Origin of the sequence: uncultured Roseovarius sp. (assembly GCF_913057115.1) — a bacterium.
Taxonomy (GTDB): Bacteria; Pseudomonadota; Alphaproteobacteria; order Rhodobacterales; family Rhodobacteraceae; genus Roseovarius.
Genome location: NZ_CAJXNN010000066.1, coordinates 1 through 8258, shown reverse-complemented (window position 1 = coordinate 8258; position 8258 = coordinate 1). Strand labels below are relative to the sequence as shown.

Annotated in this window: 7 protein-coding genes and 1 tRNA gene; 5 read left to right on the top strand and 3 right to left on the bottom strand. The window is 62.6% G+C overall.

All coding sequences use genetic code 11. The features are described 5' to 3' along the window. Window positions 1-14: 14 nt before the first annotated feature. The gene (phnE, locus tag QZ498_RS16775; RefSeq protein WP_294624320.1) at window positions 15-887 is read left to right on the top strand and encodes a phosphonate ABC transporter, permease protein PhnE; all 873 of its coding nucleotides are present in this window, start codon (window positions 15-17) and stop codon (window positions 885-887) included. Next, window positions 884-2230 (top strand): phosphonate ABC transporter, permease protein PhnE, encoded by a 1347-nt coding sequence (gene phnE, locus QZ498_RS16770; protein WP_294624318.1) that lies wholly within the window; start codon window positions 884-886, stop codon window positions 2228-2230. Before phnE (QZ498_RS16775) ends, phnE (QZ498_RS16770) begins: the two co-directional genes overlap by 4 nt. Here phnE (QZ498_RS16770) and QZ498_RS16765 read toward each other — a convergent pair. The 3 genes from QZ498_RS16765 to putA form a co-directional block, all read right to left on the bottom strand. Next, the gene (locus QZ498_RS16765; protein WP_294624316.1) at window positions 2227-2589 is read right to left on the bottom strand and encodes a GFA family protein; all 363 of its coding nucleotides are present in this window, start codon (window positions 2587-2589) and stop codon (window positions 2227-2229) included. The two genes, phnE (QZ498_RS16770) and QZ498_RS16765, sit on opposite strands and share 4 nt — an antisense overlap. After that, window positions 2586-3335, bottom strand: coding sequence for a rhomboid family intramembrane serine protease (locus tag QZ498_RS16760; RefSeq protein WP_294624314.1), 750 nt, complete (start codon window positions 3333-3335; stop codon window positions 2586-2588). The genes QZ498_RS16765 and QZ498_RS16760 overlap by 4 nt, the downstream gene beginning before the upstream one ends. Before the next feature lie 159 nt (window positions 3336-3494). Next, window positions 3495-6929, bottom strand: coding sequence for a bifunctional proline dehydrogenase/L-glutamate gamma-semialdehyde dehydrogenase PutA (gene putA / locus QZ498_RS16755; RefSeq protein ID WP_294624312.1), 3435 nt, complete (start codon window positions 6927-6929; stop codon window positions 3495-3497). Between the two features lie 114 nt (window positions 6930-7043). Here putA and QZ498_RS16750 point away from each other — a divergent pair, with 114 nt between their 5' ends. From QZ498_RS16750 to QZ498_RS16740, 3 genes are all read left to right on the top strand, one after another. Then, complete coding sequence (locus tag QZ498_RS16750) at window positions 7044-7520, top strand: Lrp/AsnC ligand binding domain-containing protein (RefSeq protein ID WP_294624310.1); 477 nt, start codon at window positions 7044-7046, stop codon at window positions 7518-7520. A gap of 119 nt (window positions 7521-7639) precedes the next feature. Continuing rightward, the gene (locus tag QZ498_RS16745) at window positions 7640-8101 is read left to right on the top strand and encodes a tetratricopeptide repeat protein (RefSeq protein WP_294624308.1); all 462 of its coding nucleotides are present in this window, start codon (window positions 7640-7642) and stop codon (window positions 8099-8101) included. A 71-nt stretch (window positions 8102-8172) separates the two neighbouring features. After that, window positions 8173-8258, top strand: a tRNA-Leu gene (locus QZ498_RS16740).

Here is an 8258-nt window from a genome sequence, read left to right as displayed (position 1 = left end):
CCGGGGGACAGGGCATGGCAGACCTGAGCGCGCAGGCGCCGATCACGACAGATGGTATTCGGAACGCCTATATGGCGATGACGCGCCGCAGGCGGCTTTATTCCGGTGCGATGCTGGCGATTTTCGTGGCGCTGATGGTGGCGGGGTTCAACCTTGCCGATGATCGCAACGCCGGGGGCTTTTGGGATGGCTGGCACAATGTGCTGGATTTCCCGGCGCAGGTCTGGGGCGAGGCCGTTGAGAAGGCCCATGAACTGCCCGGCCATTTCGTGACGTTTTTCCCCGCGCTTTTGGAGACTGTGAATATAGCGGCGGCCTCGACCCTGTTGGGCGCGATGCTGGGCATCGTGATGTCGCTTTTATCGACGCGGGGCATGGCGCGCTGGCCCCGGATGATCCCGGTGTTTCGGCGGATCATGGACATTCTGCGCGCGATCCCCGAGATCGTGATTGCGCTGGTGCTGATCTTTGTCTTGGGTGGCGGGCCGGTGCCCGCGATGATCGCGATTGCGCTGCATACTGTTGGGGCGCTGGGCAAGCTGTTTTCGGAGGTGAATGAGAACGCCTCTCTCAAGCCCGTGGAGGGGTTGCAATCGGTCGGCGCAAGCTGGTCGCAGCGGATGCTATTGGGCATTATCCCGCAGGTGGCGCCCAATTACCTGAGTTATGCGCTGCTGCGGTTCGAGATCAATATTCGCGCCTCGGCGATCCTTGGGTTCGTCGGCGCGGGCGGCATCGGGTACGAGCTCAAGAACGCCATGTCATGGGGGCAGGGCAAGTTCGATGAGGCGGCGGCGATTTTCATCCTGCTGTTCCTGACCATCGTGTTTTTCGACCAGATTTCATCGTATTACCGGGATCGCCTGACCAAGGGGGCGCAGAAATGAGCATGACAGAGACAGCCGATTTCAAGGGCGAGGCAAGCCGCCTGTTCGGGCGCAAGCGCCTGTTCAACTTTGGCCTGCCTGCGGTGATCCTGGCCTATTTCGTCTATGTTTTCTTCGCCTTTGATATTCCGGGGCTGAGCGAGCGGGCGAGCATTGACAACGCCCGCGCCCTGGTGGCCGACAGTTACAGCCACAAAACGCATGTTTTGTATGACGCGCGGTCGGAGAGTATCGAGATTGCCATCGAGGGCGAGCGCAAGGGCACCTATGCCGACGGCACCGCACCTGACTGGGTCAACCTGACCGAAACCGGCATGGTGGCGCAACTGGGCCGGGGTCATGTGGTGACCTATGAAGGCGAGTGGGTGCGCTATGACATTCCCGATTTCGGTATGATCGAGGCGCGCCCGTCGCGCAGCGGCGTTGAGATGGTGTTTCCGCAAGGGGACATGGAGGACCAACCCGAGTGGATCAATGCCTCGAAAAACCGCTTGGCGGTGACCACCGACCGGGGGCGTCTGACGGTGACGCGGACGCGGGCGGAGCTGTTCAAATACGAGATGGGCTGGGAGCTGTTTTTCTTCACGCTGGACAGCCCGTTCCATGGCAAAGGCTTTGGCGAATTGGTGGGGCTTGCGGTGTCGGGTGAGCGGTTGCGCCCGGAGATGTCGAACATCGGGGCCATGTGGCATGATTTCTGGAACAACGCCATGTGGCGGCATTCGGAGGTCATGTGGGCGGTGTTCGAGACCATCCTGATGGCCTTTCTTGGCACCTTCGGGGCGGCCATGCTGGCGCTGCCTTTGGCCTTCATGGCGGCGCGGAACTTCTCGCCCTTCATGGCGGTGCGGTTCGGCGTGCGGCGGGTGTTTGATTTCGTGCGGGGGGTTGATGCCCTGATCTGGACCATCGTCTTGGCGCGGGCCTTTGGGCCGGGGCCGTTGACGGGGGCTTTGGCGATCTTGTTGACCGATACCGGAACCTTCGGGAAGCTTTTCTCGGAAGCCTTGGAAAATGTGGATGAAAAGCAGATCGAGGGCGTGCAATCGACGGGGGCCAAGCCGATGCAGCGGTATCGCTTTGGGGTCATTCCGCAGATCACGCCGGTCTTGCTGAGCCAGCTTCTCTATTACCTTGAATCCAACACCCGGAGTGCCACGATCATCGGCGCGATTACCGGCGGTGGGATCGGCCTGTTGCTGACCCAGGCGATCATTACCCAGAAGGATTGGGAAGAGGTGAGCTATTACATCGTGCTGATCGTGCTGATGGTCATGGCGATGGACACGATCTCGGGGTGGCTCAGGCGGCGGTTGATCCAGTCGGACGATGCCGGGGTTTAACGATCCGAGGGGTGGTTGATGCCGTCGTACCACGGCATCGGCTCATAGTCGGCGGGGTTCTGGCCTTCGATGCAGCCAAGGTTGACGCCGTATTCGTTTGGGTTTGAGCGGCGTTGGTGGTGGGTGTAGATGCCGCAGGTTTTGCAAAAATAGTGCTGTGCTGTGCCGGTGCCCCATGTGTAGAGCGTGAGGTTGTCGGCCCCGCGTGCCACGGTTAGCGCGGTAAGCGGGACCGAGATGTTGGGCGCGGCCCGGCGGCGGCAGAAGGAACAGGTGCAGCGGTGTGCACCTTTGATGCCGTTTGGCAGGTCGAGGTGCAATTCGACCGTGCCGCAGTGGCAGGTGGCCTTGGTTGTCATTTGCGACGCCTCCTGACGCGGGGGATATGGGTGCGTTGGTAGCTGTATTCGGCCTCTGGATGCGGCGGGTGGCCGTCGGTGCGCTCCCAAAAGCGCGCGCCGCCGCGGCGCAGGAAAATCGGCAGGGTCAGGATCGCCCCCACCACGAAACCCCCGGCATGCGCCCAGTAGGCCACGCCGCCGGTCATCGGGTCGGCCCCGAAACCGCCAAAGATTTGCATGGCAAACCAAAGCGCCAGCATGAGCCATGCCGGGACCGGGATCACCTTGATGATGAAGACGATGAAGATCAGGATATCGACCTGCGCTTTGGGGAAAAGCAGCAGGTAGCCGCCCATCACCCCGGCGATGGCACCGGAGGCGCCGACGGTGGGCACCTCGCTCAAGGGCGCGGCGTAGTAATGCGCAAGGCCCGCGCCGAGGCCGGAGGCGAGGTAGAAGAGAAGATAGCGGATATGGCCCATCTCCTCTTCCAGATTGTCGCCGAAAATCCAGAGAAACAGCATGTTGCCCAGAAGGTGCATGATGCTGCCATGCAGGAACATGGAGGTGAGCATCGTGCCCCAGGTGCCCTGTTCGGTCACCAGAACCGGGACCATGCCCCAATCGAGAAAGAACAGGGTGATGGCGCGTGGGTTAGAAAAGAGCCCCCAGTAACTCAGGAAAATCGCCACGTTCACGGCGATCAGGGCATAGGTGACCCAAGGGGTCTGCTCGGACGGGTTATGATCGCGAATGGGCAGCATGGAGGATAGTTGGCCCGCCCCCGGCCCCGCGTCAAGCGAGAGGGTGGAGGCGGGCCAAGGATTTTCGAAAATCCTTGGACGGCGCGATTTGCAAATCGCGCGATATGCGCCTTGCAAGGCGCATGGGGCAAGCCCGTTCGAACGGGCTTGCGCGGTCGTTTAGGACATACCGCCCAGCAAGGCGGCGTTGCCGCCTGCGGCGGTGGTATCGACACAAACGTGGCGTTCGTGCAGGGCGTGGCCGGTGTCAGGCTTCCCGGTGATAAGTGGCAGGATCGGCCCCGCGCGGCGCGAGAGCGCCTGTGCGTAAGCGCGCGCGGTGGTTTCATCCCCCCACCAAAGCGCGCCGGAGAGCCCGCCCATGGTGGCCAGCGCCTCGGGCGCGACGTGGCCTGTGGCCTGTACCGCGATGCCGCCCAAGGCTTCGACCAAGCGGGCCTGTTCGGCCGCCGCCTCGGGCCCCGGCCCGAGGCACAAGAGCGCCTCGCGCGTGTGGGTGGTCAGGCGGTTGGATTCGCCTGTCGGCCCCGGCAGGACCAATGCGTCGCGGCGTTCGGCCTGATGTGCATTGGCCTTGTCGAGCGCGCCTTGCAGGTCTTCGCGGCCCATGTCGCGGGGCCAATCGCCTTTCGCTTGGTCGGCATGGTGAGCCGTGAAGCGCGCGAGGTAGTGCGGGCCGCCCGCCTTGGGGCCGGTGCCGGAGAGGCCTTCGCCGCCAAAGGGTTGGCTGCCGACAATCGCGCCGATCTGGTTGCGGTTGACGTACATGTTGCCCGCGTGGATGCGGTCGGTGACATATTGCACGCGGTCGTCGATCCGGGTCATCAACCCGAAGGTGAGGCCGTAGCCCGTGCCGTTGATCCGGTCGATCACTTGGTCCAGTTCGGTCGATTTGAAGGTGGCCAGATGCAGGACCGGGCCGAAAATCTCGCGCTCCAGATCCTCGATCCCGCCGAGTTTGAGCAGCGTCGGCGCAATGTAGGTGCCGGCGTTGGGGGTTTTCAGCTCGTGGATCAGACGGCCTTCGGCGCGGGCTTTCTGGATATGTTCGGCAATGCCGGAGCGGGCGGTTTCGTCAATCACCGGGCCAACATCCGTGGAGAGGTGCCACGGCAACCCGATGTTGAGCGCATCCATCGCGCCGGTGAGCATTTCGATGAAGGGTTCGGCGATGTCTTCCTGCACGTAGAGGCAGCGCAGGGCGGAGCACCGCTGGCCTGCCGATTGAAACGCGGATTCCACGATGGCCTGTACCGCCTGTTCGGGCAGGGCGGTGGAATCGACGATCATGGCATTCAGCCCGCCGGTTTCGGCGATAAGCGGCGCGCCGGGGGCAAGGTTTTCGGCCATGGCAGAGCGGATTTTCATCGCCGTGGCGGTGGAGCCGGTGAAGGCCACGCCGTTTACGCGGGCATCGGAGGTCAGGGCCGCGCCCACCTCGCCGCCGCCGGGCAGGAGTTGCAGGGCTTCTTTCGGCACGCCCGCCTTGTGCATCAGGTCAATGGCAAGGGCCGAGATGATCGGCGTTTGCTCGGCCGGTTTCGACAGGACGGCGTTGCCAGCGGCCAAGGCGGCGCTGATTTGCCCGGTGAAGATGGCCAGGGGGAAGTTCCAAGGCGAGATGCAGGTGAAGGTGCCCACAGCCTCGTCCTTGGGGGCGTTGGCCGCGTAGTAGCGCAGGAAATCCACCGCTTCGCGCAGTTCGGCCACGGCATCGAGCACCATTTTGCCTGCCTCGCGGTGGATGGCGGCGAAAAGCTCGCCGTAGTTTTCCTCGTAGAGGTCAGCCACCTTGTTGAGCACCTTGGCGCGTTCCTCCGGGCTGGCGTCCCATGGTTTGGCGGAGGCGAGCGCGGTTTCGATATCCGCCGCGCTGGCGGTGGCGACGGTGCCCACCTGATCGGCGGGATCGGCGGGGTTGATCACCGGTTTCGGGGCTTCGGGGGCCGCTTTGCCTGCGAGGATCGGGCCAACCTCCCATGAGTGGTTGACGAAGGGGCCGCGGGCCGCGTCGATGGCGTCGAGCGTGGGTTGGTGGGCGAGGTCAAAGCCCATGGAGTTCTTGCGCTCGGGCAGGAAAAGTTCCGGTCCGGTGGGCAGGTGGGGCGTTTCATCGTTGATCGCCTCGAAGGGGTCGCGGGCGACCACCTCGGGCGGCACGTCCTCATCGACGATCTGGTTGACGAAGCTGGAGTTGGCACCGTTTTCCAGCAGGCGGCGCACGAGATAGGCCAAGAGGTCACGGTGCGCGCCCACGGGGGCATAGATCCGGCAGCGGGTGCCTTCGTTTTTCAGGATGATGTCGTGCAGCGCCTCGCCCATGCCGTGCAGGCGTTGGAATTCAAACTCATCCTTCTGATCCTTGCCCATGTCGAGGATCGCCGCCGCCGTATGGGCGTTGTGGGTGGCGAATTGCGGGTAAATCCGGTCGGTCATCGACAGGAGTTTGCGGGCATTGGCGATATAGCTGATGTCGGTGGCGGGCTTGGAGGTGAAAACCGGGAAGCCCTCGACGCCTTCGACCTGCGACAGCTTGATCTCGGTATCCCAATAGGCGCCTTTGACGAGCCGCACCATGATCTTGCGGTCCAGCCGCGTGGCCAGATCGTTCAGGAAATCCAGAACGTGGGACGCGCGCTGGCCGTAGGCCTGTACCACCACGCCGAAACCGTCCCACCCGGCAAGCGCGGGTTCGGAGAGCACGGTTTCGATCACGTCGAGCGAGAGCGACAGGCGGTCGGCCTCCTCGGCGTCGATATTGAGGCCCATCTTGGCCGATTTCGCGAGAAGCGCGAGGCTGCGCAGGCGGGGCACGAGGACATCCATCACCTGTTCGCGCTGGGCCACTTCATAGCGGGGGTGGAGGGCCGAGAGTTTCACGGAAATGCCGGGGTTGTCGCGAATGTCGGCATTGGTGCAGGCATTGGCGATGGCGGTGATGGCGCGCGAGTAGCTGAGGTGATAGCGGGTGGCGTCGGCATCGGTGCGGGCGGCCTCGCCCAGCATGTCGTAGGAGTAGGAGTAACCCTTCTTCTCCATCCCCGCTGCGCGGTCCATGGCCGATTGGATGGTCTCGCCCAGAACGAACTGACGGCCCATTTCCTTCATCGCGCGGCCCGTGGCGGTGCGGATGACAGGCTCGCCCAAGCGGCGGACGGCGCCGCGCAGGGTGCCGACAAGCCCCGGTTTTTCGTCTTCCAGCACCTTGCCGGTCAGCATCAGCGCCCAAGTGGAGGCATTGACCAGCGGTGAGGCGGAATGGCCCATGTGCTTGCCCCAATCGGACGGCGCGATCTTGTCTTCAATGAGCGCGTCGATGGTATCGGCATCAGGCACGCGCAACAGCGCCTCGGCCAGACACATCAGCGCGATGCCTTCCTCGGTTGACAGACCGTATTCGGCAAGGAACACTTCCATCAGGCCGGGGCTGGATTGGCCGCGGATATCGCGCACCAATTGGGCGGCACGTTCGACGATACGCGCGCGGTCGGTTTCGGAGAGGTTAGCCAACTCTGTCAGCTGTGCGACGGTTTTCTGCTCGTCGGCATAGGTGGCGAGGTCGATGGCGCGACGGATGTCGGTATCATAGGGCATGTTGGCTTCCTCCCGAAAAGGCGATTTGCATAAGTTTAGCACCTAATGACGAGTTGTTTTTCCTCAATACTGCTATATACATGGTGAAATCGGATTAAAAAACGGCCATAGACCATGCAAAATGACCACCCAGAACTTGACCGTTTCGACCGTGCGATTCTAAGGGCGCTGGCGGGGGATGGCCGCATCTCGATAACGGATCTAGCGCGGCAGATTGGATTGTCGAAGTCGCCTACGCAGGCGCGTTTGCGGCGGCTGGAAAAGGATGGGATCATCACCGGATACCGGGCGTTGTTCGATCCGATCCGTCTGGGCATGGATCACGTCAGCTTTGTCGAAGTGCGCTTGAGTGACACGCGCGAGGCGGCGCTGGCCGAGTTCAACGCGGCCGTGGCCAAGGTGCCTGAAATTGAACAGGTGCACCTGATCGCCGGCAATTTCGATTACCTGATGAAAGTGCGCACCCAAAGCATGAGCGATTATCGCCGGGTTCTGGCCGATCATGTCTCGACCCTGCCGCATGTGTCGAACACCTCGACCTATGTGGCGATGCAGGCGGTCAAGGAAAATGCACTCTCGGATGTGATTTGACCGAATTGGCGTGCTGGCGGTATCGTTTAGCCATGATCTTTCGCGTATTCGCTTGTCTTGCCGTGGTTGCGTCACCCGTTTGGGCGACATGCCCGGCGCCGCCCGATCATGAGCAGGCCTTGGGCGATCTGATCGATAAGGCGCAGCAGGCCCCGAACGAGGCCGCGGGACGGGCGCTTTCTAACCGGATGTGGGAATTGTGGTCCGACGCACCGGATGCCCATGCGCAGGATCTTCTTGAGTCCGGGATGTCGCGGCGCGAGATTTATGATTTTGATGCGGCGATGAAGGCCTTTGACGCCTTGGTAACCTACTGTCCCGATTATGCCGAAGGCTACAATCAGCGCGGGTTCATTCATTTCCTGCGCGAGGAATTCGACAAGGCCTTGCCCGAGTTGGACGCGGCGCTTGAACGTCAGCCGCGGCATGTGGCGGCGCGAACCGGTCGTGCGCTGACCCTGATGGCATTGGGACGCAACGCCGAGGCGGCATTGGAGCTGCGAACGGCGTTGGATCTGAACCCCTGGTTGGGCGAGCGGCACCTTTTGCGGGTGCTTGAGGCCGGGGAGGACGATCTTTAGCGCTTATCGTGCTTTGCAGCCCCCTTCGCGGCTTTACACCCTGCCTACATCCGATATTGTCCGCGCCGCTGGCCCGCGTGGTGGAATGGTAGACACAGGAGACTTAAAATCTCCAGGCCGAAAGGCCGTGCCGGTTCGAGTCCGGCCGCGGGTACCA

Coding starts and splice junctions, on each gene's coding strand:
- phnE (WP_294624320.1), top strand. CDS start 15: ATGGCAGACCTGAGCGCGCAGGCGCCGATCACGACAGATGGTATTCGG.
- phnE (WP_294624318.1), top strand. CDS start 884: ATGAGCATGACAGAGACAGCCGATTTCAAGGGCGAGGCAAGCCGCCTG.
- QZ498_RS16765 (WP_294624316.1), bottom strand. CDS start 2,589: ATGACAACCAAGGCCACCTGCCACTGCGGCACGGTCGAATTGCACCTC.
- QZ498_RS16760 (WP_294624314.1), bottom strand. CDS start 3,335: ATGCTGCCCATTCGCGATCATAACCCGTCCGAGCAGACCCCTTGGGTC.
- putA (WP_294624312.1), bottom strand. CDS start 6,929: ATGCCCTATGATACCGACATCCGTCGCGCCATCGACCTCGCCACCTAT.
- QZ498_RS16750 (WP_294624310.1), top strand. CDS start 7,044: ATGCAAAATGACCACCCAGAACTTGACCGTTTCGACCGTGCGATTCTA.